24 protein-coding genes and 2 pseudogenes are annotated in these 22,723 nt (G+C 55.5%); 22 read left to right on the forward strand and 4 right to left on the reverse strand.

Annotation, left to right across the window (positions count from 1 at the left end; translation table 11 throughout):
• Positions 1–625: 625 nt before the first annotated feature.
• Positions 626–1,126, reverse strand: a complete 501-nt coding sequence (locus ACR0LN_RS21345; protein WP_480432581.1) for a hypothetical protein — start codon at positions 1,124–1,126, stop codon at positions 626–628.
• Positions 1,127–1,283: 157 nt separating this feature from the next.
• Here ACR0LN_RS21345 and ACR0LN_RS21350 point away from each other — a divergent pair, with 157 nt between their 5' ends.
• Positions 1,284–1,502: a hypothetical protein gene (locus ACR0LN_RS21350; protein ID WP_480432584.1), complete on the forward strand. Its 219-nt coding sequence runs from the start codon at positions 1,284–1,286 to the stop codon at positions 1,500–1,502.
• Between the two features lie 128 nt (positions 1,503–1,630).
• Complete coding sequence (locus tag ACR0LN_RS21355) at positions 1,631–1,852, forward strand: RNA 2'-phosphotransferase (RefSeq protein WP_480432632.1); 222 nt, start codon at positions 1,631–1,633, stop codon at positions 1,850–1,852.
• Between the two features lie 153 nt (positions 1,853–2,005).
• On the opposite strand, the gene ACR0LN_RS21360 is transcribed toward ACR0LN_RS21355, so the two are convergent.
• On the reverse strand, positions 2,006–2,659 hold the full coding sequence (locus ACR0LN_RS21360; RefSeq protein ID WP_480432586.1) for a GntR family transcriptional regulator: 654 nt from the start codon (positions 2,657–2,659) through the stop codon (positions 2,006–2,008).
• On the opposite strand from ACR0LN_RS21360, the gene ACR0LN_RS21365 reads away from it, so the two are divergent.
• The 12 genes from ACR0LN_RS21365 (at position 2,658) to ACR0LN_RS21420 (ending at position 16,936) form a co-directional block, all read left to right on the forward strand.
• Complete coding sequence (locus ACR0LN_RS21365) at positions 2,658–3,959, forward strand: Gfo/Idh/MocA family protein (RefSeq protein WP_480432588.1); 1,302 nt, start codon at positions 2,658–2,660, stop codon at positions 3,957–3,959. The two genes, ACR0LN_RS21360 and ACR0LN_RS21365, sit on opposite strands and share 2 nt — an antisense overlap.
• A gap of 88 nt (positions 3,960–4,047) precedes the next feature.
• Complete coding sequence (gene dctP, locus ACR0LN_RS21370) at positions 4,048–5,058, forward strand: TRAP transporter substrate-binding protein DctP (RefSeq protein ID WP_170734020.1); 1,011 nt, start codon at positions 4,048–4,050, stop codon at positions 5,056–5,058.
• 30 nt (positions 5,059–5,088) lie between these two features.
• Entirely contained in the window at positions 5,089–5,664 is a 576-nt protein-coding gene (locus ACR0LN_RS21375; RefSeq protein WP_170328648.1) for a TRAP transporter small permease, read from the forward strand.
• Entirely contained in the window at positions 5,661–6,956 is a 1,296-nt protein-coding gene (locus tag ACR0LN_RS21380; RefSeq protein WP_480432591.1) for a TRAP transporter large permease, read from the forward strand. Before ACR0LN_RS21375 ends, ACR0LN_RS21380 begins: the two co-directional genes overlap by 4 nt.
• Positions 6,956–8,848, forward strand: coding sequence for a bifunctional sugar phosphate isomerase/epimerase/4-hydroxyphenylpyruvate dioxygenase family protein (locus ACR0LN_RS21385; protein WP_480432593.1), 1,893 nt, complete (start codon positions 6,956–6,958; stop codon positions 8,846–8,848). Before ACR0LN_RS21380 ends, ACR0LN_RS21385 begins: the two co-directional genes overlap by 1 nt.
• An 8-nt stretch (positions 8,849–8,856) precedes the next feature.
• Entirely contained in the window at positions 8,857–9,672 is an 816-nt protein-coding gene (locus tag ACR0LN_RS21390) for a citryl-CoA lyase (protein ID WP_480432595.1), read from the forward strand.
• Positions 9,659–10,849, forward strand: a complete 1,191-nt coding sequence (locus ACR0LN_RS21395) for a Gfo/Idh/MocA family protein (RefSeq protein WP_480432597.1) — start codon at positions 9,659–9,661, stop codon at positions 10,847–10,849. Before ACR0LN_RS21390 ends, ACR0LN_RS21395 begins: the two co-directional genes overlap by 14 nt.
• Positions 10,839–11,513, forward strand: a complete 675-nt coding sequence (locus ACR0LN_RS21400; protein WP_480432599.1) for a hypothetical protein — start codon at positions 10,839–10,841, stop codon at positions 11,511–11,513. Before ACR0LN_RS21395 ends, ACR0LN_RS21400 begins: the two co-directional genes overlap by 11 nt.
• Complete coding sequence (locus ACR0LN_RS21405) at positions 11,506–12,696, forward strand: Gfo/Idh/MocA family protein (protein WP_480432602.1); 1,191 nt, start codon at positions 11,506–11,508, stop codon at positions 12,694–12,696. The genes ACR0LN_RS21400 and ACR0LN_RS21405 overlap by 8 nt, the downstream gene beginning before the upstream one ends.
• Positions 12,697–12,835: 139 nt before the next feature.
• Entirely contained in the window at positions 12,836–13,765 is a 930-nt protein-coding gene (locus ACR0LN_RS21410) for a sugar phosphate isomerase/epimerase family protein (protein ID WP_480432605.1), read from the forward strand.
• A complete protein-coding gene (locus ACR0LN_RS21415; protein ID WP_480432607.1) occupies positions 13,746–15,155 on the forward strand; it encodes an aldehyde dehydrogenase family protein in 1,410 nt (469 codons plus the stop codon). Before ACR0LN_RS21410 ends, ACR0LN_RS21415 begins: the two co-directional genes overlap by 20 nt.
• Complete coding sequence (locus ACR0LN_RS21420; RefSeq protein ID WP_480432610.1) at positions 15,155–16,936, forward strand: thiamine pyrophosphate-binding protein; 1,782 nt, start codon at positions 15,155–15,157, stop codon at positions 16,934–16,936. The genes ACR0LN_RS21415 and ACR0LN_RS21420 overlap by 1 nt, the downstream gene beginning before the upstream one ends.
• Positions 16,937–17,461: 525 nt before the next feature.
• Here the strand turns inward: ACR0LN_RS21420 and ACR0LN_RS21425 are convergent.
• Entirely contained in the window at positions 17,462–17,980 is a 519-nt protein-coding gene (locus ACR0LN_RS21425; RefSeq protein ID WP_480432613.1) for a helix-turn-helix transcriptional regulator, read from the reverse strand.
• A gap of 31 nt (positions 17,981–18,011) precedes the next feature.
• Here ACR0LN_RS21425 and ACR0LN_RS21430 point away from each other — a divergent pair.
• Positions 18,012–18,284 (forward strand): annotated as a pseudogene (locus tag ACR0LN_RS21430) (integrase core domain-containing protein); the annotation flags it as partial.
• A 368-nt stretch (positions 18,285–18,652) separates the two neighbouring features.
• On the opposite strand, the gene ACR0LN_RS21435 reads toward ACR0LN_RS21430, so the two are convergent.
• A complete protein-coding gene (locus ACR0LN_RS21435) occupies positions 18,653–19,234 on the reverse strand; it encodes a TetR-like C-terminal domain-containing protein (RefSeq protein WP_480432615.1) in 582 nt (193 codons plus the stop codon).
• Positions 19,235–19,358: 124 nt separating this feature from the next.
• Between ACR0LN_RS21435 and ACR0LN_RS21440 the strand changes: the two are divergent.
• From ACR0LN_RS21440 to ACR0LN_RS21470, 7 genes and pseudogenes are all read left to right on the forward strand, one after another.
• Positions 19,359–19,949, forward strand: a pseudogene (locus ACR0LN_RS21440) (YceI family protein).
• A gap of 77 nt (positions 19,950–20,026) precedes the next feature.
• Positions 20,027–20,569, forward strand: coding sequence for a luciferase domain-containing protein (locus ACR0LN_RS21445; protein WP_480432618.1), 543 nt, complete (start codon positions 20,027–20,029; stop codon positions 20,567–20,569).
• A gap of 195 nt (positions 20,570–20,764) precedes the next feature.
• Positions 20,765–21,100 (forward strand): hypothetical protein, encoded by a 336-nt coding sequence (locus ACR0LN_RS21450; RefSeq protein ID WP_480432620.1) that lies wholly within the window; start codon positions 20,765–20,767, stop codon positions 21,098–21,100.
• Positions 21,101–21,158: 58 nt separating this feature from the next.
• A complete protein-coding gene (locus ACR0LN_RS21455) occupies positions 21,159–21,626 on the forward strand; it encodes a DUF411 domain-containing protein (RefSeq protein WP_170641748.1) in 468 nt (155 codons plus the stop codon).
• Positions 21,626–22,090 carry a c-type cytochrome gene (locus tag ACR0LN_RS21460; RefSeq protein WP_480432624.1) on the forward strand — a complete coding sequence of 155 codons (465 nt, stop codon included), beginning with the start codon at positions 21,626–21,628 and terminating at the stop codon, positions 22,088–22,090. Before ACR0LN_RS21455 ends, ACR0LN_RS21460 begins: the two co-directional genes overlap by 1 nt.
• Before the next feature lie 12 nt (positions 22,091–22,102).
• Positions 22,103–22,447 (forward strand): copper resistance CopC family protein, encoded by a 345-nt coding sequence (locus tag ACR0LN_RS21465; protein WP_480432627.1) that lies wholly within the window; start codon positions 22,103–22,105, stop codon positions 22,445–22,447.
• Positions 22,444–22,650 (forward strand): hypothetical protein, encoded by a 207-nt coding sequence (locus ACR0LN_RS21470; protein WP_480432629.1) that lies wholly within the window; start codon positions 22,444–22,446, stop codon positions 22,648–22,650. The genes ACR0LN_RS21465 and ACR0LN_RS21470 overlap by 4 nt, the downstream gene beginning before the upstream one ends.
• Positions 22,651–22,723: the final 73 nt, after the last annotated feature.

Consider the following 22,723-nt stretch of genomic DNA (forward strand, 5'->3'; position numbering starts at 1 on the left):
GGGTCAAGAAAAAACTACAGTCAAACCGAGTCGTCCACGCAGAAGACGTGGTGTCAAATCACTTGTCGGAAATGTTTAAATCTTTGCTGGCAACACCAACTCGGTCAAACGCTAGGCACTAGTATTTGGTCCAATAGCAAGCGCCCAGTCGTCGAAGCGCTGAGATCGCGGCAACTAAGTGCCGCGAAGGTCGGCTATTCAAGAGTTGCCTTGCAACCCGTCTGGCGGGATTATTTAGTTTGCAGAAGTATTTGAGGGGTCCCCGCTCCTAGTGCCCGGCTGGCATCTAGTTGACCGGATCAGTCGACAGTATACGCCCAGAGGTGGAAAGATCTTGGAAAGACTGTAACCTTCGCCAATAGCATTGGGTATGGCATCTTTGTTGGCGCTGTCGATTAAGCAGGTATGTTCTTAATCCCGTTCAATTCACTGAGGTAAAGGTAAGTAAACTGCAGTTTGAGATTTGGTGAAGTTTTTGCGGAGCAAGTTCGAACACTTTGATAGAGGAAGTCCAACGCTGGGAAAGGCACTTTGCAGGTCTCAAAGGCAGTTGAACTGAATTTCCTAAAATCTGTAGTGTAGCCGAGTTAGCGACCTTGAAATAATCGAAGGTTTTGTCTTTCCGTTAACCTTTCGACATCCCAGCGCGCCACGCATATGCAAGATCAGCCGCATCAGGGCCGGCGCGGTGAGTTGTTGGACGGCTTGCTTTTGTTCTGTAGACGCGAGACAACACTGAGGATGCTCGATTGCCTTTGTCTGAGAACGTATTCCAGGCCGCCTTATCGAAATCCATGATCTGTGGCCCGGGTCGGATGAGCAGACGATCAAGCCATCTCTGATCGAAGTCTGGAGCGTCGGAGATCAGACTGTTTTCCTGAACGATATCCAGCAGCCAGTCGGACACCTCATCCGGGTCTGATCCGGTGGTAGTAACGGCTGAATACTGTAAGCCATGCACCTTTTCTGACTTCGGATCCCAGCCGTTTGGATCCCACTCCACGCGCGGGATGATCAATCGGCTTTTGACGACGACTTTTCCGCCTTCGAGCCAGGCCAGGCCAACTTCGATTGGCCAGCTTTCAGGACTCAGCGACGACGCTTCGAAATCGATAAAGATGTTCATAAAGTCGGAGTCCATGAAATCAAATAAGCCTGCGCCCGTGGTATGCAGACAACTCATTTCTGTATATCATAGATGTATTGTTAGAGAGCGTATACAGAACCAATGCGTGTGTGAACTCGGAGAGTTCCGCGATAGAAAACAAGCGGAAGATCGTTTGATGCGTGAAGAAACAAACAAACGTGTCGAGGCCGCGCTCGAGGGCCACCTTGCACCAAGTGACCTCACTGACGAGGAACATGAGATTTGGGCAGACGTTTTCATGCAAAAGATGGCGATTCCAACCCCTGCAGAGGGGGCATTCTTTGCTGAAAGGTATCGCAAAGGCCTTGGCGTCGGGCTTGATGAAGGCGGAAGTATCGTTCACACCTCAAATTAATGAACAATCAGAAAGAATGGATTTCAGCGGCCGGACGCTGCGTCGAAGAAGAGCAAAATACTTGCGAAGATTTTGAGGCATGAACCGGAAATTTCCGGTCTGTCGCTGATACCCCCGGTTGGGCGTCCATTCAGGAACTGCGATGTAGCATGAGGCGCGTTGGCAGGCGCCAGCAAGTTCACCTCTCCCCTGATCCAAAGACTGTGGAAAAGGTCGGGCAACGGCATAGAGAGCCTTTCGTACTTGGAATAGGCACCGGCGGTTTACGCCGCGATGGTCATTTGTTTTATCGTGCTGACAACGGCGTTTGGCTGATCGACTATGCGCCTTCAGCGGCGATCGGGTTTTGAGCAAATGAGGACTGTTCAAGCCCGTGCCACGATTTAAAACTGTGCGTGAGCCTGGTTTTTCTCAAAACCAAGCATCGATTTCAATCAAGGGAGGTTGGAATAGGTTATGCAGATCCAACTTGAATGTTCTGGTGGTCACAGTAATGGCGAAGGTCACATAGCCTCCAATGTGTGGGTGAGGCCGTTTCGGATGTGATCTTCCAACAGTTTCTTCGCCATATTCGCGTCTCTGGCCAGCGCGGCATCAAACATGCCCTTGTGCTCCTTGACGGCCTCTTCGCCGCGATAGGTCAGCACGAGCATCTGATACCGCAGATATTTGTCGTAGATGATCGAGTGAAGGGATAGAAGATTCTTGGAGTTGCAGGCTGCTATCATTGCTTGATGAAACTCCGAGTCGTACCTCTTCCAGGTTTCTTTCTCAGAGTCATCTCCTTTGAGAAGCCGTTGCTCCATCAAATGCAGCTTATGATGCGCGGCAACGAGGTTGCCTTCCCAGTCCGTGTCGCCATTCGCAATGGACAACTCCAACGCGTGGCATTCCAACAGAACGCGCAGCTCTGAAATCTCGGCCAGGTCTTCTCGTGAAACTGGCGTGACCAGGAAACCCCGTTGCTCGGGAGCTTCGACAAATCCGTCGCTGGCGAGCCTGTTAAGCGTTTCACGAAGTGTCGAAAGGCTTGCCGAGTAGCGTTCCTTCAAGGCGTCCAGCTTCAGTTTGGAGCCGGGCTGCAGCTCCCCGAAGATGATATCCCGCTTGATGCGCTGATAGGTGCTTGCACCTATCGTAGACGGCTGTTTCGCCATGCGTTTCACCCGATATTATCAGTTTCTTCGTTCAATTAGCATTTTTCGGAGGTATCAGCAATCCAAACTGATGTATGGTAAAAATAAAAATATCATACATTATTGCGGAATCGTGAAAACCCCAATACGGTCGTGGCCAAGTTGGGCAATGCAGCCCGGTCGCAAACATCGGTTTCGGGATTCTCCGGACCCTCCGGAAGGAAGCAAAGTGTCTCATAACTTTCGCATTGCCATTGTCGGCATTGGCCTTGTTGGACGCCGCCACGCAGACGCTATCCGAGCGTTGCGCCATGTTGATCTTGTCGCGGTGGTCGACCCCAGCGATGAAGGTCGTGCTTACGCCGTTGAGCACGGGGTCGCATGTTACGAGACCCTCGAGGAAATGTTTGCAATTCAGACGCTGGACGGTGCTGTTCTTGCGACCCCGACCACGCTTCATGTCGAACAAGGCCTCATGTGCGTTCGACATGGTTGTCCCGTTCTTGTCGAAAAACCCATCGCCGTGGAAGCCGCCGCTGCACTTGAGCTTGTTCAAGCAGCGGAGAAGGCCAATGTGCCACTGATGGTCGGACATCATCGCCGACACAATCCTCTGATCCGTTCGGCTAAAGAAGCCATTGTCGATGGGAAGATTGGAGATGTGCGCGCCGTCCATGCGAATTGCTGGTTCTATAAGCCAGACGAATATTTTGATGCAGCGCCCTGGCGAAAGAAACCCGGTGCAGGGCCCATCTCGGTCAATCTTGTCCACGATGTGGATCTGCTGCGGTACCTGGCCGGAGAAGTCATGACCGTACAGGCTCAGTCGGCTGCATCGCAGCGGGGCTATGACAACGAAGATGTTGCTGGTGCGCTGTTGACGTTTGAAAGCGGGGCGATTGGGACCATAAGCGTGTCCGACAGCATCGTCGCTCCGTGGAGCTGGGAGATGACGTCTCAGGAATATCCCATCTATCCTTCAACCACTGAGAGTAGCTACATGATAGGTGGCTCTCACGGGTCGTTGTCCGTTCCCGATCTTCGACTGTGGAGTTACCAGACCGAGCAAAGGGATTGGTGGACGCCAATCTCATCAACCGCGCTGAAGAAGGGTGCATCCGACCCTCTGGTCAATCAACTCAGGCACTTTGTTGAAGTCGCTCGGCGCGAAGCAGATCCTATTGTTTCCGGCTGGGAAGGCTTCAGGACGCTCCAAGTCATTGAAGCCATTCAGAATTCCTGCAGGTCGGGCGAGACTGTCAGGATCAGAAGCCTTCAGGATATGCAGCAACAGAGACTGCAGATAATGAAAAATATCTGATATTTTGTAAAAAATCTTGCAAAATGTCCAAAATAGGTCAAAACTCAGAATCGGAAAAATGCATCTTGATGTCTCAGGGAGGAGCAAAGTGATTACCAAACTTACCCGCCGGGCTGCTGTATCAGCCCTGGTTGCAACCGGTGTTCTGTTTAGCGCGACAAGCGGTGCGCTGGCAGACGACAAAGTCCAACTTCGCCTCGCAACATCAGGATCGGAGACCGACCAGCGCTCGGTCGCCATGGCCGAGGTTTTCGCGCCCATGGTTGCTGATTTCGCAAGCTACGAGCCCAGCTATAATGGAACCATCTTCGCCCAAGGCACCGAGTTGGACGCCATCAGCCGCGGTAACCTGGAAATGTCGATCACCTCGGCGCAGGAACTGGCACAGTTCTTCCCCGAGTTTTCGATCTTTACCGCAGGCTATGTCCATCAGGACGCTGCGCATCAGGTGGCTGTCTTCAACGATCCCTTGATGGATGCCTTCAAGCAAAAGGCCGAAGAAGAACTGGGCGTCAAACTGCTGTCGGTCATGTATCTGGGCCGTCGTCAGGTGAACCTGCGCCAGCCCAAGGATGAACTGACCGTCAGCACTCCGGCTGATCTGGAGGGTGTGAACCTGCGGATGCCGGGTACAGATGCGTGGCAGTTCCTTGGCAAAGCGCTGGGTGCCGCCCCGACACCAATGGCGTTCTCAGAGGTTTACACAGCTCTTTCGACCGGTGCCGTTGACGGTCAGGACAACCCGTTGCCGACTGTGGTTGATGCCAAATTCTACGAAGTGACCAATCAGATCATCCTGACATCGCACCTGGTTGACTTGAACTATATCGCCATCGGTAAAGAGGTTTGGGACGGATTGACACCGGAACAGCAAGCCAAGGTTCAGGAAGCTGCCGACGCAGCGGCTGAATCCGGTCGCCAGAAGCAGCTTCAGAAAGAAGAGGACCTTGTCAGCTTCCTCAAGGAGCAGGGCATGGAGGTTTACGAGCCCGACCTGGCGGCGTTCCGCGATCAGGTACAGTCGATGTACCTTGAAAGTGAATTCGCCGGATCATGGCCGGACGGTGTGCTTGAGCAGATCAATGCTCTGGGAAACTAAGGTCGTCTGAAGAAGGGAGGGGGAACCACGATGAAAGGCTTCATAAAGGGGTTCTCCCGACTGACCGAAGCGATTGCCGGCGGGATGCTGGCGGCAATCTTCCTGATCTTCCTTCTGCAAATCCTTCTGCGGTATTTCTTTACCCCCGCCGGTTGGACGCTTGAACTGATCGGCATCCTCTGGGTCTGGGTGATCTTTTTTAGCTGCGCCTTCATCGTGCGCGAGAGAGATCACGTGAAGTTCGACATCATCTACCTTTCGGTGCCGATGCGCGTTCGTCAGGTCTTTGCGATGCTGGCGGCCGCGGCGATTGTGGTCGGAATGCTCTACAGCTTCCTGCCGACGTGGGACTACATCGACTGGATGAAAATCCGCAAAACATCGACCGTCCGCAATCCGTTCTCGGGTGAGAAGATACCGCTGCGCACTGTGTTCTCAATTTATGCGGTGTTCATGTTGGTCGTGGCCGCGCGGTATGGATGGCTGTTCTTTGACATCCTGCGCAATGGCCCACCTAAAACCGAGCTGGAACTGGTCGTTGGGTACAACGTGGTTGACGATCATCCCCGCGTCGATGGTGAAGACGACGAGGAAGCAGACAAATGAGTTTTGAACTTCTTTCCTGCCTGCTCGCTCTCTTTCTTCTGGCAGGCATCGGGACACCCATCGGCTATTCCATCCTCTTGGCCTCATTGGTGTACCTTGGCACGGCCGGATTGGACGTCGCCCTCGCGGGTGAGAAAATCCTGCAAGGATTCTACAAAAGCACGATTCTGCTTGCCGTGCCTTTGTTCATCGTCGCCGCGAACATAATGAACGCGGGGTCGATCACGGACCGGCTGCTGAACTTCTGTGTTGCTGCGGTCGGGCGGTTCAAGGGCGGCCTCGGGCACGTCAATGTGGTAGCGTCTCTGATCTTTTCGGGTATGTCCGGGTCGGCCGTCGCGGATGCAGCAGGGATCGGTAAAATCATCATTGAGATGATGACCAAGGATGGCCGCTACAGCCGAGGTTACGCAGCCGCAATCACGGCGGCCTCGGCGACGATCGGCCCGATCATTCCGCCCTCGATCCCGATGGTTCTGTATGCGCTGGTCTCAAAAGCCTCTATTGGCTCGCTGTTCCTGGCAGGGATTCTGCCTGGCCTGATCATGGGCGTCGTCCTCATGGCGATGAACTACTATCTTGCCGGCAAGCGGAACTTTGCATTGGAAGAACCTGTTCCGCTGCGCGAATTGCCCGCAAAAACCGCCAACGCGTTTCCGGCACTGCTGATGCCCGCAATCCTGCTGTACGGCATATATGGCGGCGTCACCACTCCGACCGAGGCCGCAGCCGTGGCTGCATTCTACGCGCTGCTACTGGCAGCGTTGTTCTATCGCGCATTGACCTTCCGCGGCCTTTATCAAGTGTTCGTCGACAGCGCGCGCTCTTCCGCGGCCGTTGGGGTGGTCATTGGCGGCGCGTTCATTCTGAACTTCATCGTCATTCAGGAGCAAATACCGCAGTCTATCTCGGAGCTGCTGGAGGGTTCCGATGTTAGCCCGATCGTCTTCCTGATCCTCGTAAACCTGCTGATCCTCGCGCTGGGATGCGTGTTAGACGCAACAACGATCATTCTGGTGATCGTGCCTCTGTTCATTCCAACCTGCGAAGCGCTCGGGATTGATCTGGTGCATTTCGGGGTGCTGGTCGTCGTGAACTCGATGATCGGTCTGATCACGCCGCCCTACGGCATTCTACTCTTTGTGATCAACGCCGTGACGGACATTCCACTGCGCGAAATCATCTCGGAAATCTGGGCCTTCCTCGCCGTTCTCATATTCGCTTTGGTTATCATGATGCTGATGCCCGATCTGGTCCTGTGGTTGCCGCGTATGTTTGGGTATCAGGGATAATGTGCCTCTCGGTTTCGACAACGTCGATCCCCGGTGATCTGGCTGAAAAGCTGAGTGCTATCGCTGACGCGGGATTCGGGGGTGTCGAATTACACGAACCGGATTTGACCGCTTTTGACGGGCCGCCATCGCAAGTCCGCGAAATTGCATCGGACCTCGGCCTGAAGATTTGCCTGCTACAACCCTTCCATAACCTTGAAGGCCAGCCCGATGCCGGACGTGAGCGCGCCTTTGATCGACTGAAGCGCAAACTCGACCTAATGAGCGAGTTGGGAACGGAATTGCTGCTTATCGGGTCTGCCTTCGAGGTCGATGTCGCCGTGACCGAAGAACAGGTAATCGCAGATCTTGGCGAGGCGGCCCAGATCGCTAAGGAAATGGGGTTGCGTCTGGCCTATATGGGCTTGCCATGGTCGGATCTTATTCACTCGGATGAACAGGCGTTACGCGTCGTAGAAGCCATCGACAGCCCTCATTTGGGGTTGGCTTTGAATTCCTTCTTCTCGCTTGCCGACGGGTCCAAACCCGCCTGCCTCCGGGACATTCCCGGAGAGCGGCTTTTTCATGTGCAACTGTCCGATGCACCCCGGCTTGAGATGGATATACGTCGGCTCAAACGGCATTTTGGGCTGCTTCCAGGGCTTGGGTCGCTGAACCTTGCGGGCTTTGTACGGGTGTTGTCCCGCGCTGGATACAAGGGGCCTTGGTCCATTGCGCGCGTCAACGAAGCAGCTCCTCAACCCGGTGGCCGGACACTGGCCCGAGACAGCTACAGGTCGCTGGTGAACCTGTTAGATGAGGTTGCCCGGACCGAGCCGGGAACCGATTTTGGCATCCCGGACCTGCCGGAGCGCGTCTATGCGTCAGGCTTCGAGTTTGTCGAATTTACAGCCGATGAATTAAGCGGCGCGCAGCTGGCAGACATGCTGTCAGCAATGTGCTTTCGAATGGAGCGAAAACACGTCACCAAGTCCGTCGAGCTGTGGCGGCAGGGCGCGATAAACATCGTTGTGAATACCGAAAAAGAAGGTTTTGCCCATTCGGCGTTCCTGGGTCACGGCCCTTCCGTTTGTGACATGGGGTTGCGAGTCAAAGATGCGGATCAGACGGTTCAGCGGGCGACCGCGTTGGGCGCGCCGAATTTCTCACAGCCGGTGGGAACTGGAGAGCTGGACATCCCGGCCATCCGAGGTGTCGGCGGCAATGTCGTTCATTTCATTGATGAGAAATCCGATCTGCATCGGGTGTGGGATATCGAGTTCGAGCCGGTTGCGAAAACCAAAGCCACCCAACCTGCCGGTCTGCGTCGTATCGACCATCTGGCCCAGACGATGCGTCACGATGAGATGCAAAGCTGGCTGCTCTACTACATTTCTACTTTTGAGATGGCGAAGTCGCCAATCGTAAACGTTGCAGACCCGTCCGGTGTCGTGCAAAGCCAAGCCATTGAAAGCCCCGAAGGCGAAGTGCGCCTGAACCTGAACGGGGCAGTTGGACGCCGAACACTGGCGGCGTCATTCCTTGAAGATGGCTTTGGGGCCGGTGTTCAGCACATTGCCTTCCAGTCGGATGATATTTTTGAAACTTCAGCCCAGTTGATCAAGTCCGGCTTTCCCAGCCTGTCCATCCCTGAAAACTACTACGCTGATCTGCAAGCGACATTCGGATTGGATGACGGTTTGGTCGCTCAACTGCACCGGGGTAACATTCTTTACGATCGGGCGGCGGGCGCTGAGTATTTTCAGATATACAGCCGCCCCATCTTTAACGGCTTCTTCTTCGAAATTGTTGAACGCCGCATGGGCTATGCCGGTTACGGTGCGCGTAACGCGCCCATTCGCCTCGCCGCGCAAAGCAAAACCCAGCCGGTGAAAGAGGTGCAAATTCAATGACCTTGCAAATGACAAGCGATGAACGCGCCGTTCGCCAATGGTGGCGTACCTCCATCATCGACATGAAACCTGGACAGATCGCTTTTCGCGGCAACGCCATAGAGGACCTGATCGGGAACGTTTCATTCCCGCAGATGATCTGGCTGATGGTGCGGGGTGATCTGCCCAGCGACACACAAGCGCGCTTGTTCGAAGCTGCTTTGGTCGCAGGCGTGGATCACGGCCCGCAGGCTCCCTCAATCGCGGCTGCGCGTATGGCCGCCACCTGTGGAGTTGGTCTCAATAATGCAATGGCGACTGCGGTGAACATGCTGGGCGACGTGCACGGCGGGGCAGGAGAGCAGTGTGCTGAGCTGTACTATGATATCGCAGTCCGTATGGATGCAGGAGCTTCGCTGAATGACGCTGTTCGGGATGGCTTGGACAGTTGGCGCGAGACCTACGGCAAGATCGTATCGGGCTTTGGTCACAGGTTTCACAAGCCCGTCGATCCACGCGCACCACGATTGATGCAACTTGTTCGTGATGCGGCGGCAGAAGGCACAGTTTCTGGCCGGTTTGCCGATATCGGAGAAGAGGTTCAGGCCGAACTCGGTCGTCAACGCGGCGGTCGGCCAATTGCCATGAATATCGACGGCGCGACAGCTGTGATTTTCTGCGAACTTGGCTTTCCTGCACCCTTGTCGCGAGGGCTGTTTTGCTTGTCCCGCTCGGTTGGAATACTTGCCCACGCTTGGGAGCAGATGGGGCAGGGCGGTCGAAACAAAGGGCCGATGCCCCCGAATTACTTACCCCTCTACGAAGACAGGAATGATGACAAGTGAGACATCGAAATCCTTCCGGGTCGGCCTTATCGGCTGTGGTCGTATCAGTGATATCTATCTAAAAACACTATCGAAATTTTCGAGCGCCGAGGTTGTGGCCTGCGCAAGCCTCGATCCTTTAGAAAGTCGCGCCAAGGCGGATCAATACGGCATCGCCAAGACTTGTACGCCGGATGAAGTGTTTGACGATCCGGCGATTGATTGCGTTCTGAACCTGACAATTCCGGCGGCGCATGCCGAAATCAGCCTGCGCGCGTTAGAGGCGGGCAAGCACGTCTATTCCGAAAAGCCACTGGTCATGAACCGATCGGATGGAAAGGCGATCCTGCACATGGCATCTGAAAAGGGGCGACTGGTTGGTTGCGCGCCCGACACGTTTCTGGGCGGTCGTTGGCAGACCGTTCGGCGTTTGATCGATGAAGGCGCTATCGGGAAGCCAACAGGGGTGTTTGCCCATGTCGGAACGCACGGGACGGAACGCCATCATCCCAACCCGGATTTCTACTATAAGGCGGGCGGTGGGCCATTGCTGGACCTTGGCCCATACTACCTGACCGCCATGATCTGCTGCCTTGGTCCCGTTGACCGGGTCGCCGGAATGGCTCGGCGCACGTTCGACAAAAGGATGATCGAAAACGGCCCTCGCAACGGCGAATGGATGGATGTCGAGGTCGACACGCACTCCCTAAGCCTGCTGCAGTTCTCTTCCGGGGCTATAGGGTCGATGACCATGAGCTTCGACGTCTGGGACAGCGAAACTCCGCGGTTCGAAATCTACGGTGAAAACGGCACCATCAGCATTCCTGATCCTGACCCGGTTCATGGTGCCAATATCTTTCAGGGGGATGTCTGGTTGAAAACGCGAGACACCTCGCGCTGGTCTCATCAGCCCCGCCCAGCCGGTCGCGAAGATTGGCAGGTGGTCGAAAACAAACACGGGTTTAATGAAGACAGCCGTGGCCTCGGCTTATTGGACCTCGCTCTGGCGGCACAAGAAGGACGTCAACCCCGTGCAAGTGGAGCGCTTGCCTACCACGTTTTCGAGGTCATGGACGCGATTGAACGAGCGCCGAAATTTGGCGCTTATCAGACGATAGAAAGCCGTTGCGCGGCTCCTGAGCCTCTGCCGGTCGAATTCCTTAACGATGAGAGGAAGGAATTGGTTCATGCCGATTGAGACACTCGACTTTGCTCAGCCATTCTTTCGCGTCCAGCACATAACTGACGAGCACAGAATTTCTATCGAGGGTCGCGCCATTGTTCTGAACCTTGGGGGGAAGGACATCGCGGTCGAGGATCAGGCCGTTGCACCGCTTTCGTCCGTTATCGTGCAAGATAGCACGCTTAACGGCGTGGAACGTGCAGTCATTGTCCACGGTTTCGACGCCCATGGTGATGACAATGAGCTGTTCGCATGGGTGAAAGATACGTGGCCATCTGCTTTTGATATCCGCCAAGAGGAGCGTCTGCGCGGTGTCAGTCATTACATGTCCCCAAAGGTCTTCGTGGGTAACGTCGGACTGACCATGTACCATTCCGGCTCGGTCCCATTGAATGTCGGATTGCACAAGGATCATCCGTTCTGCCCGGTACCGGGGTTTCGCGAAGTGCATACGCAAATCGTAGGCTTTGGCAAAATGCAGCAATGCCGTGAACGGGATGTTGAAACCCTTTATCTCGAAGAATTCATGGCCCCGGGTACGACGCATAAGCCTATGTATGACGCCGAAGGCAACTATCCCTGGCATCAGTACGAGACGATCACACCCGGCATCTTCATGGCGGTTGAAATGCTGCCCGAAGGCGCATGGGTCCCGGAATTGGAGGTTCAGAATGGCTGAGAGACTTTTGCCCGAAGACCAGAACTTCGACAGCCCTTTCCCCCGGTTGTCTCGCCGTTTGCGGCTGGGCGTTGTTGGTGGAGGACGGATCTCTGTCACGCAAGCAACGGCTGCGCGGATGACCGACCGATGGGAGGTCACCGCAGGCGCGCTCAGTTCTGACGCTGCGCGCAGCAAGGCGCGTGGGGCCGAGTGGTATCTGCCAGCAGACAGGTGCTATGCGTCATTCGACGAGATGGCAAAGGTCGAGGCGGCGCGCCCGGATGGCGTGGATGCCGTAATGATCACTACCCCGAACCACGTTCATTTCGAAGCGGCCAAAGCGTTTCTGGAGGCGGGCATTGACGTGATGTGCGACAAGCCCCTGACCAACGAAGTCGACGAGGCTGAGGGGCTTGAGGAGATTACCGCGCGCACGGGACACATCTTTGCTGTCGGCTATGCGATGTCGTGTTTTCCAGTAATCCGTCAGGCCAAACAAATCGTGGCGGAAGGCGGCATCGGTAAAATCAACCAAATCCACGTCGAGTTCATGCAGGACTGGATGACGCCCGAAGATGTGGCCGATGCGCCTCATGTAAAGTGGAGGCTGGACCCAAAGATTTCTGGCCCGACCAGTTGTGTCGGCGATATCGGCACCCATGCCGCGCATCTGGCCAGTTTTGTCTCGGGCCTGCCTTTGACCGATCTACGGGCCGAGTTTCATGTCTGCGGCGCGCCAAAGCCTTTGGAAGACACGGTGTTCATGTTCACCCGTTACCAAAATGAAGTCCCCGGAACCTTGATGGCAACACGCCTTGCCCCGGGAAATCGGGGAGGGTTGCGGTTGCGGATATTCGGGAGCGAAGGGGGTCTCGAGTGGGACTTGGAGAATTCGGAACAGCTGAAGTTCAATCGGTTCGGTGAGCCGGATCGTATCATCAGCCGAGGTCACGGGCATGGTATCGGACCCGGTGCGGAACGTCTGATCCGTACCGCGCGTGGCTTCCCAGAAGGGATTATCGAAGCCTGGGCTAATCTTTACACTGAGTTCGCAATGGCAGTGGCCGCGCGCCGGGATGGCGTCGCGTTTCCGGCCCATTGGCTGACCTATCCCAGTGTCAATCAAGGAGCAGACGGTGTCCGATTCATTGATGCCTCCGTGCGCTCTCACCAGTCCGGAGGTGACTGGGTCACTCTCTAAGGCTCTGCCAATACACATGTAAAACACGCCCGGGCCGCTGCCCGGGCGTTTTCATTTCCTGTTCAGTATTAAAAGTTGATATTTTTAAAAATATCAGATATTTTTTACTACGTGTGATGAATTTGAGATTCGCAGACACATGGAGCTGTCGTTCATGGTGAAACCCGAAGAGGCTGGCGCAAGCCCCTCTCTCTATTCCTTGGCGCATCTGACGCTGATCGGCTGTACGCCGCCCGAGCTGGTCTATATCGCAGCACGGGCCGGTTACGATGCCGTCAGCCCCCGGTTTATCCCGATGCATGTGCCCGGAGAATTCACCCAATCCCCAATCGACAAGGCACAGGTGCAAGCCACCAAAACTGCTCTCACTACCACAGGCTTGAAAGTCCTTGATGTCGAGCTTGCGCGCATTACCGAAGACGTCAATCCGCGCAGTTTCGAACCCTCATTGGAAGTCGGCGGGGAACTCGGCGCCAAGCGTATGATCATGAGCGCGTGGACCAACACCCGCGATGATCGTGACTTTCTGATCGACGTCTATTCCGAGACCTGCGAGTTGGCAGCGCCCTACGGGTTAACAGTGGACTTGGAGTTCCCAAGTTTTTCACGCTTGCGCACTCTGGATGAGGCCCTGGACATTGTCCGCGCGTCTGATCAACCGAATGGCGGTATTCTGGTCGATACGCTCTACCTTCACCTCAGTCGCGTTGATCTCGGAGAGCTTCTGCACGTCCCGTCGGAGTTGTTTCACTTCCTGCATATCTCCGATTGCCTACCCGGGATCGCCGATACGCGCGAGGGCATGATCCAACTGGCCCGCGATGCGCGGCTCTATCCCGGCGAAGGCTGGATTGACTTCACTGGCATCATCGAACGGATGCCGCCCGTCGACTATTCCATCGAACTGCCCAACCAAAGCCGCGTTGCCGAGTTGGGATATGAAGAACACGCGCGTCGCTGTCTCAGCCACGCCAAGCGAACATTCGGCGAGGCGCGGTCACAGCGTCGTATGCCCGATGCTGCAATTCCAAAACACCAAGAGGATCATCATGGGCAAAGAGCTCACTGAGAACGACCGACAACTCGCGGCCGATATGCTGGCACGCGCCCGCGCTGCCATGGCCGAAATCGAGGATTGGGATCAGGACAAGCTGGACCGCCTGTCTCAAGCCATCGCGTGGTATGCGGGGAACGAGAAGACCTTCACGCGTCTGGCGCAGCAAGGCGTGGACGAAAGCGGTATCGGAGATCGCGAAGGACGCCCAGCAAAGCGGTTCAAAATTCACATGGTACTGCGTGATGTCTTGCGCACTCCATCGACCGGTATCGTCGAGGTGGATGAGGAAAAAGGTCTGGTTAAATATGCCAAACCTGCTGGCGTCATCGCATCCTTGATCCCGATGACCAATCCAGCAATGACACCACCGGTAACAGGTGTTTCCGCCGCAAACGCCCGGAATGCTGTCATCTTCAGCCCGCACCCGCGAACCGCCCATACTACCTTTGAAATGGTCGAGGTCATGCGTGCAGCTTGTCGTGCTGCCGGTGCCCCCGAGGACTTGTTTCAATCTATTCGCAAACCGTCGATCCCGTTAACACAGCACCTCATGGAGATTTGTGACCTGACTCTGGCGACGGGTGGCAAGCCGATGGTCAAAGCGGCCTACAGTTCTGGGCGACCGGCCTATGGCGTCGGCGCGGGCAATTCGTCCATCGTCATCGATGAAACCGCCGATCTGGACATCGCCGCGCAGAACACTCGCATTTCAAAGACCTCCGACTTTGGGTCGGGCTGCTCGGCCGACGGCAACATCATCATCCAGCGCTCAGTTTACAACGATATGGTCAAGGCGCTGCAAGCCGAGGGCGGCTACCTGTGTTCGGATGAAGAGAAGGCCATGCTCGAAGCGGCCATGTGGGATGAAAAGGGAAACCGTACGTTTCCGACCATCGCCTGTCCGCCGCAGCAAACGGCAAAGGTCGCCGGTTTTAACATCCCCGAAGATCGCAAGTTTCTTATGGTTGAAAATCAGGGGCAAATCGGCCCGCAGCACAAGTTCTCAAAGGAAAAACTGACCACGCTGATGGCGCTTTATCACTTCGACACGTTCGATGACGCGCTGGAAACGGTCAGCCAGATCTACAACACCGGGGGCAAGGGCCATTCCTGCGGCATCTACAGCCACAATGACGATCACATCGACCGGTTGGCGCGCCTGGCTCCGGTCAGCCGCATGATGGTTCGACAGCCTCAGTCCAAGGCCAATGCGGGTGCCTGGACCAATGGCATGCCCATGACCAGCAGCCTGGGTTGCGGCATCTGGGGCGGCAACATCACCAACGAAAACGTCACCATGAAACACATGATGAACTACACTTGGGTCAGCCGTCCCATCCCCGAGGATCGCCCCTCTGAGCCGGACCTGTTCGGTGAGTTCTACGGACAGGAGGTCGCGTGATGGACGGAGCTAAACTGGACGGCAAAACCGTTGCGGAACATATCGTTGACTTTCTCGAACGCCGTGAGGTCAAGCATATATTCGGCCTTTGCGGGCACACGAACATCGCGGTTCTGGCTGCGCTGGCGGAAAGTCCCATCGATTTCGTCACCGTGCGGCATGAACAGATCGCCAGCCACGCGGCGGACGCTTATGCCCGCGTGACAGGCAAGGCCTCGGTGGTGTTGTCCCATCTCTCCCCGGGGCTAACCAATTGCGCCACCGGGGTCGCCAACGCCGCACTGGACTGTATCCCGATGGTCGTGATCGCGGGCGATATTCCCACACATTACTACGGTAAACACCCACATCAGGAAGTGAACCTGCACGCGGACGCTGCCCAATGGGAGATCTATCGCCCCTTCGTCAAACGTGCCTGGCGGGTAGACCGTGCAGACTTGATGGCCGAGATTCTGGAAAAGGCGTTTCATCTCGCTGAAAGCGGCCAGCCCGGGCCGGTACTGGTCAATGTCCCCATGGACATTTTTTCCGAGGTGATCCCCTCGGACAGTTTCGACCGTATTCGCGACAACACGCGCGCGCTCAAGAAACCGTCGATTGACGACGAGACAGCGCGAGAGATTGTCGAAGCGTTGGCTAAAGCCGAAAACCCAGTCGCTTATGTCGGAGGTGGTATTCTTCTGGCACAGGCCAGCGAGGAGTTTCGAGAATTTGTCGAACATATGGGCCTGCCAGTCGCGCATTCCCTGATGGGTAAAGGCGCGTTGCGAGACGACCATCCGCTTGTGCTGGGAATGACCGGGTTTTGGGGCACCGAATTGGTCAACCAGTCCTGCCTGAATGCGGACTACATCTTTGCGGTGGGCACACGGTTCAAAGAGGCTGATTGTTCAAGTTGGTACCCTGGCTACACGTTCAATATTCCCGGATCGAAGGTCATCCATATCGATATCGAACCGCAGGAAATCGGCCGTAATTATCCCACCGAGATCGGCGTCGTAGCTGACGCAAAGGCCGCTTTACGCGTCCTCAACCGGGTCGCCCGCGAGATGTATCCGGAGGGCTTCAAACGCCCCGCGCTGGAACAGAAAATTGCTGAATTCCGGGCGGACTTCAAAGAGCGCAACGTGGAAATGGCGACTTCATCGGCCTTTCCGATGATGCCCGAGCGTATTTTGGCAGATACCCGCAAGGCACTGCCTGAGGATGCCATCATCACCACGGACGTTGGATGGAACAAGAACGGTGTTGGACAGCAATTCGATATCCTGACCCCCGGTTCAATACTGACCCCGGGCGGGTTCGCCACGATGGGTTTTGGCCCTCCGGGCGCGATCGGTGCGAAACTGGCAGCGCCAGATCGCGTGGTGATCAGTCTGGTTGGCGATGGGGGGTTCGGTCAGAATCCGTCGATGCTGGCAACCGCGGTCGAGCTTGATCTGGGCATCATCTGGCTGGTTATGAACAACAACGCCTTCGGAACTATCGCAGGTCTGCAAAAGGCGCATTATGGTCTGACCTACGGAACTACGTTTCCTGGATCAGCCGCAGCTCCCGCAAACGGACCGGGCTATGCAGACATTGCACGAGCTTATGGCGGGGAAGGGCACCGGCTCAGCGCTGCTGACGAGTTGTTGCCTGCATTGGAGGCGGCAATCGCCAGCGGCAAACCAACTGTTATTGATGTCCCAATGATCAACAATCCGACGCCAACTACCGGGCATTGGAACATCCTCGACATCTATTCGCCGGACAAAGACGTTTCGCACGTCGCAACCTAAACTGTCTGCGCGAGGCACACTCCGCAAGGGAAGTGCTTCGCGCAAACTTGAACTGATTTCATGCTCGCGGAAGTGATTGAAAAAACGTCACTCTGCTTTGCCTGCGGCGATTTGAAAGATGAGTAGACCCAACCACCCCGCAAGTGCATAAAAAAATGCATAAAATTGCCTTTTCGCCTTCGGTCCGTTCAGGTGTAAAATTAAGCAAATGGGTTCATTTTTGAGGCTCGCAAAACGACATTTTTTGCTCCCTTGGGAGTTCACGAGCGAGATTGGGTCGAGAATTGATTTGGGTGTAGGTTCGGGCATAACTTTGCATTTCGAGTAGAACTTTGCACGCCGGCGCGGACGCTTGGAGCGCAAGGGCCACGGCAAAGCTCAGATTAGTGCAAGCAGCGGGTGCAGCGTTCGCGAGTGAACGGAAAGCAGACATTCGCTGCGCTCAGTGCCAATGACCGCATTGCGGACGACTGCTGCCATTCGCTGCGGTGGCTCCAAGGTCTGCTCCGCTCACGCAAGTCAGCTTCATGCAACATCGACCGGAAGTTGATGTGCCTCTCCCCATTGCCTCGGTGATTGCCCATACATGCGCTTGAACTCGCGACTGAACTGGGACGGGCTGACATAACCAACGTCCATTGCGGCTTCGTTCACAGGCATCCCGCCGGCGATCTTCATGGCGGCGTTGTTAAGGCGCATCGACTTAACGAACTGGATTGGTGCCATCGTCGTGACCTGCTTGAATTTGCGATGGAAGACGGCCCGGCTCATGCCTGCTCGGCTTGCCATATCGTCAATCGAGATCGGCGCATCCAAGTGTGATGACACGTGTACAATGGAACGTGCGATGGCGTTGCCAGCACCGAATGCATGCCGTGCGAAGGTGCCAGCTTCTCCCTTTAGGATCGCATAAAGCAATTCACGCAATCGCGCCTCGCCGAGAACCGCTGTATCCGTCTCGCTGTATCCGAGGCGCAGTAGCCGTAGCAGCGCATCAGTAAAACCATCGTCCCATCGCGCGAGCCTAATTCCGGGCTCCCGCAATTCTCTTTTGACCGAAGGCAGAACGCCCCCGGCATTTTCCAACTGGATCGCCGCAGTTGGCGCCCAGACGGCTTACATTGAACCTGGCAGCCCGTGGGAGAACGGATACTGTGAAAGCTTTAATGGCCGGTTCAGGGACGAACTGCTCAACGGCGAGATCTTCTACAGCTTGCGCGAAGCTCAAATTCTGATCGAACAATGGAGGCGACACTACAACACCAAACGCCCCCACAGTGCTCTGGGCTATCGCCCGCCAGCGCCTGAAACCATCGTCCCGATGGATCACACGCCGATGATGCACTAACAATCAATTTGGACCAGTCAGATGAGGCTGCTCAATTGCAATGCTTGGGTGAGAAGGTTCAGTTTGGGCTGCTTCAAGTCACTTATTTGCAAGTCAGCGAAAGGCGCATCCGAGGAGGATACTGGACATTGCAATGTTTGGCCGGTTCCCGAAAGTCGACATTGCCGTGGGCGACACTGAACTCAAAGGTGTTCATGTTGCATTGTGAATTAGCGGCAGCGACAAATCAGGATGCAGTCGTCAACGTTGTGGGGAACGCTTCGAATTGACCCTGCGACGTGCTGATGTCAAGCGGCAAACGTAGTCATACTGCGATCTTGGAAACTGTTATGTTTATTGGCCGCTTCGTTTGCAATTTCAGGCGATTCTCACCGTCCAGGATTGGATTTCGCGACACTGCAAAGCAGATCAACATGTCGATCCAACCAATCCTCGTCCAGTGCCTCGTAACGAATGAGCTTGCGGAAATAAGGTGCCGCGATTGCCAGTTCTATGAGCTGGTCAACCGGAACGTCGGCGGTGATCTCACCACGATCTATTGCTGCTGCAAATACTGCTTCAACACTTGCGAACCTGTCTTTCATGAATTCAGTGATCACCAACCGCGCTTCTTCGTCGGTGGACGCAGCAGCGACCACCTGAGGCGCGATTTGGCCCCACGGTGTGTCATTCAAGGCTCCCATCAGTACACCGAGTAACCAGCGCAAGTCAGATCGTAGCGGGCCATCGGTTTTGGGCGGTATGTTTGGCGGTGTTGCGATGCGCCGGAATGCTGCATCACGCAGACTGCGCGCATCTGGCCAGTGCCTGTAAAGTGTACTGCGCGAAATGCGCGTTGCCTTTGATACTGCGCCATGAGTTACGTGCAGCACGCCTTCATCCATCAGTATCTTTTGCGCAGCATCAAGCGCAGTCTGTCGTGTGGCGATCAGCCTGGGATCTTCTTTCAATCACTCCTCCTATAGAACAACTTGTTGCATAGTAGAACATTTTGTCCTAAAAGTATGGTCGGCCAAAACCTAAATCCCAAAACTCAATTCCACAAACACGTCTTGTCAAAATGGGAGCGTATCAATGTTCAAAGTGGCAGCAACCCCGCTGGCGGTACTCTTATCGATGGGCGCGACAACAGCATTGTCCGAGAGCGGCACTTACGAGCTGGATCCTGGACATAGTCAGGTATTGTTCAGCTACAACCACATAGGGTTCTCAGAAACATTTGGAATGTTCTAAGGTTTTAGCGGCGAGATAGAGTTCAATGAAGATGATCCGTCTGCGTCATCTGTCACAGTGTCTATGCCTGTAAAATCCATGATCACGGGCTGGGACGCTCGTCTGCAACACTTCATGTCCGATGACTTTTTTAGCGCGAGTGACGGTGACGTTGTCACTTTCGCCTCAACCAGCATTGAAGTGACCGGTGACAATACCGCGAATATTTCTGGCGACCTGACCATGAATGGCGTCACCAAACCTGTTGTTCTGGAAACAACGCTTAACAAGTCAGCGCCATACCCGTTTGGCGAAAAGGAGGGCACGCCGACCTTGGGGCTGGAAGCCACGGCGACTATCGTGCGGTCTGAATTCGGACTTGGGGCGTTTGCACCAGCGGTGAGCGACGAGATAGAGCTCTTAATCAATATCGAAGCGTTAAAGGCTGAGTGAAGTGTGCAAGGGCACCGATACGGTGCTCAGCACTCAATCTTTTTGATTGGCGGATGGTCAACACGATGAATGTACACATGAGAACATTGACGGTTGCCGTGACGGTAGTGGCATTGATGTGCTCGATGGCGTCCGCGCAAGAGCGCTCCTTGCCGGAGCGCTCCTCGCCCCGTCCCGAAACAACAAGCGGCGTACCGCATACTCAAATTGGTGTCGAAATTAATGCCGATTTGGCCCAGCTATTGCTGGAGCGAGTTGCGCAATTCCCAGGGGTCACACTTGGCCCAACACGCATATCATTACCTGGCGCGACTGGTTTTCTGCTTGATCCTGACATGTTGTTGTCTCAACCGAACTCTATCGTCGGTGGGTTTGAGTTTGCGCATATGCATCCTGATGGCAGCTTGCACGCCTCGCTCGACCCGGCAATGGCGCGGCGGGCAATTGAGGCCGGCTGGGCCGTAGCGCACCCTTGGGCCGATCAACGCCCCGGATGGAGCGGCTTTGTCATGATCTATACTCCGACCACACCAGAAGAGCTGGATGTCGTCATCGATCTGGTGGAAAGTTCGTACACCTTCATCACCGGCAACACCTTGGGCTATACGCCTACCTGCTGATCTTACCGTTGCTGACTAACACGCAGGTCAGCCAGTATGCAGCCGCACGCGGATATACAGATGATCCATGTTCCACTGTTCCAGCCGGGCATGATCCAGAGATGTGGCGCACCCACAACGGGTGCAACTAGGATCGTTTGCGTCGACCCATCCTCGTAACTTGTCAAAACCACATACCCCCAGTAGGTATTTGGTATGTTTCGCCTGGTCCTGACGATATTTCTTGTTGTTGCATTCTCTGGCGCATCCGCAGCGTCCGTGAAGCATGGCTTGACCCATGGATCGGATCATTCTGGTCATCATGCTCAAATGGCGGACGACGATCCGTTGGCTAATGCCGAGAAAGCTGTTGCGGATTGTTGTGACACCACTAGCGGCATGGGTTCAGCATCCTGTTTTGGTGATCTTGTCGCCACGGTGGGGATTTCGCCGATTGCTCCAATGGTGATCTCAGTGGGTGGTGTGATGTACGCTGGAGCCGATTTTTTGGGCCTCGCAATGGGCGTCCCCACCGGTCCTCCGAAAGCCTGAACGGCAACGGGCGCCCGCCCGCAATCCGTTCAATTTTCACATCAAAGGACCGACAGACATGATCACACGTCGTCACTTCACCACACTGTCTGCAACTGCTCTCATCGCGACCGCTCTCCCCGTCCGTGCAGGCACCCCAATGCATGTGCTCAGCTCACCAGGTTGCGGATGTTGTCACGCCTGGGCCGACTTGGCTCGCGCACGTGGCTACGCCGTCACCGTTGAGGATCTGACCGACCCTGAGGCACAGAAGTCAGCGCGGGGTATCCCGCTGAACCTCGCATCCTGTCACACGATAGAAGCCGATGGTTATGTCTTCGAAGGCCATGTGCCGTTCGAAGCACTGGAAGCCGTGTTGAGGGATCGGCCTGGCATCACAGGGCTAGCTGTTCCTGGCATGCCAATGGGCTCTCCAGGTATGGGCGACGATGCGTCCGCCCGCTACGACGTCGTTGCATTTGGGGGAGAGGCTGGGACCGGAACGGTGTACTACCGCGCGGGCACAGCTCAGCCGTTCGACACCTGATGGTAGTTCGCACAACACTCTTGGTTGCCGGTGGGCTTGCGCTCGCCGGTTTCACCGTAGCGTTCGTTCTGGCCCAAGCCTCGGAAGCGGTCGGTCTTTTGACACCTGATGACGCGGAAGTTGTCGCCACTGGCCAAGATATTTACGCGGCACAATGTGCTGCCTGCCACGGTGAGAACCTTGAAGGACAGCCAAACTGGCGGATGCGCGGCGAGGACGGTTTGCTACCAGCACCGCCGCATGATGCCACAGGGCATACGTGGCACCACGATGATGAAACGCTCTTCACCTTGACCAAATTTGGCCTGGCCGGACTGATGGAAAATGCGCCTCCAACCAGTATGCCGGTCTATGAAGGTGTGCTCGGCGATGACGAAATCATAGCGGTCCTTTCTTTTATCAAGTCAACCTGGCCCAATGATCTTCGTGAGTACCACGACGAGCTGAATGCCCAGTCCGAATAGGGGATAACTCAGATGATCAAACAAACTCTTATCGGCTTGGTCGTAGTAATGGCTCCAATACTTGCGGCCGCGCATTCCAAGTCCGAAGAAACGACACCAGCTGACGGCGCAACTGTCACGGACGTGCCGGAGCTTTCCATGCGGTTCGATGATCCGATGCGCATCATCTCGGTCACGCTGACCTCACCCGATGGCGATGTCGAAATTGACCGCGAAACGGGTATGGATCCCGCCACAGAATTCCGGGCTATGCCTTTGGAGGAGCTTGCACCCGGGAGCTACCGCTTCGACTGGCGAGGTATGGCTTCAGACGGCCACCCGATGCAGGGCAGCTTTTCTTTCACAGTCGCTAAGTGACCGGACTGGCCCCCATTGACGGTGTTGTCGTCTTGGCCATTTTGGCGAAAGCACTTGGCTACGGTGCGGCGCTGCTGGCGATGGGCAGCGTCCTGTTCACCGTTCTCTTTGCCACGCGCGCCGAGGCGACCGTTTTGCGCCTCGCTCGTCACCTCGCGGTCGGTGCGGCGCTTCTCGGTCTCGCCGTGAGCCTCCCCACGTGAATTGGTCCACCTTTATGGTTAGGAAACGGAGGACTACGAATGGCAAACAAGAGACCGAAGCCCGAAGAGATTG

The sequence above is a fragment of the Ruegeria sp. AA6 genome, assembly GCF_056542865.1.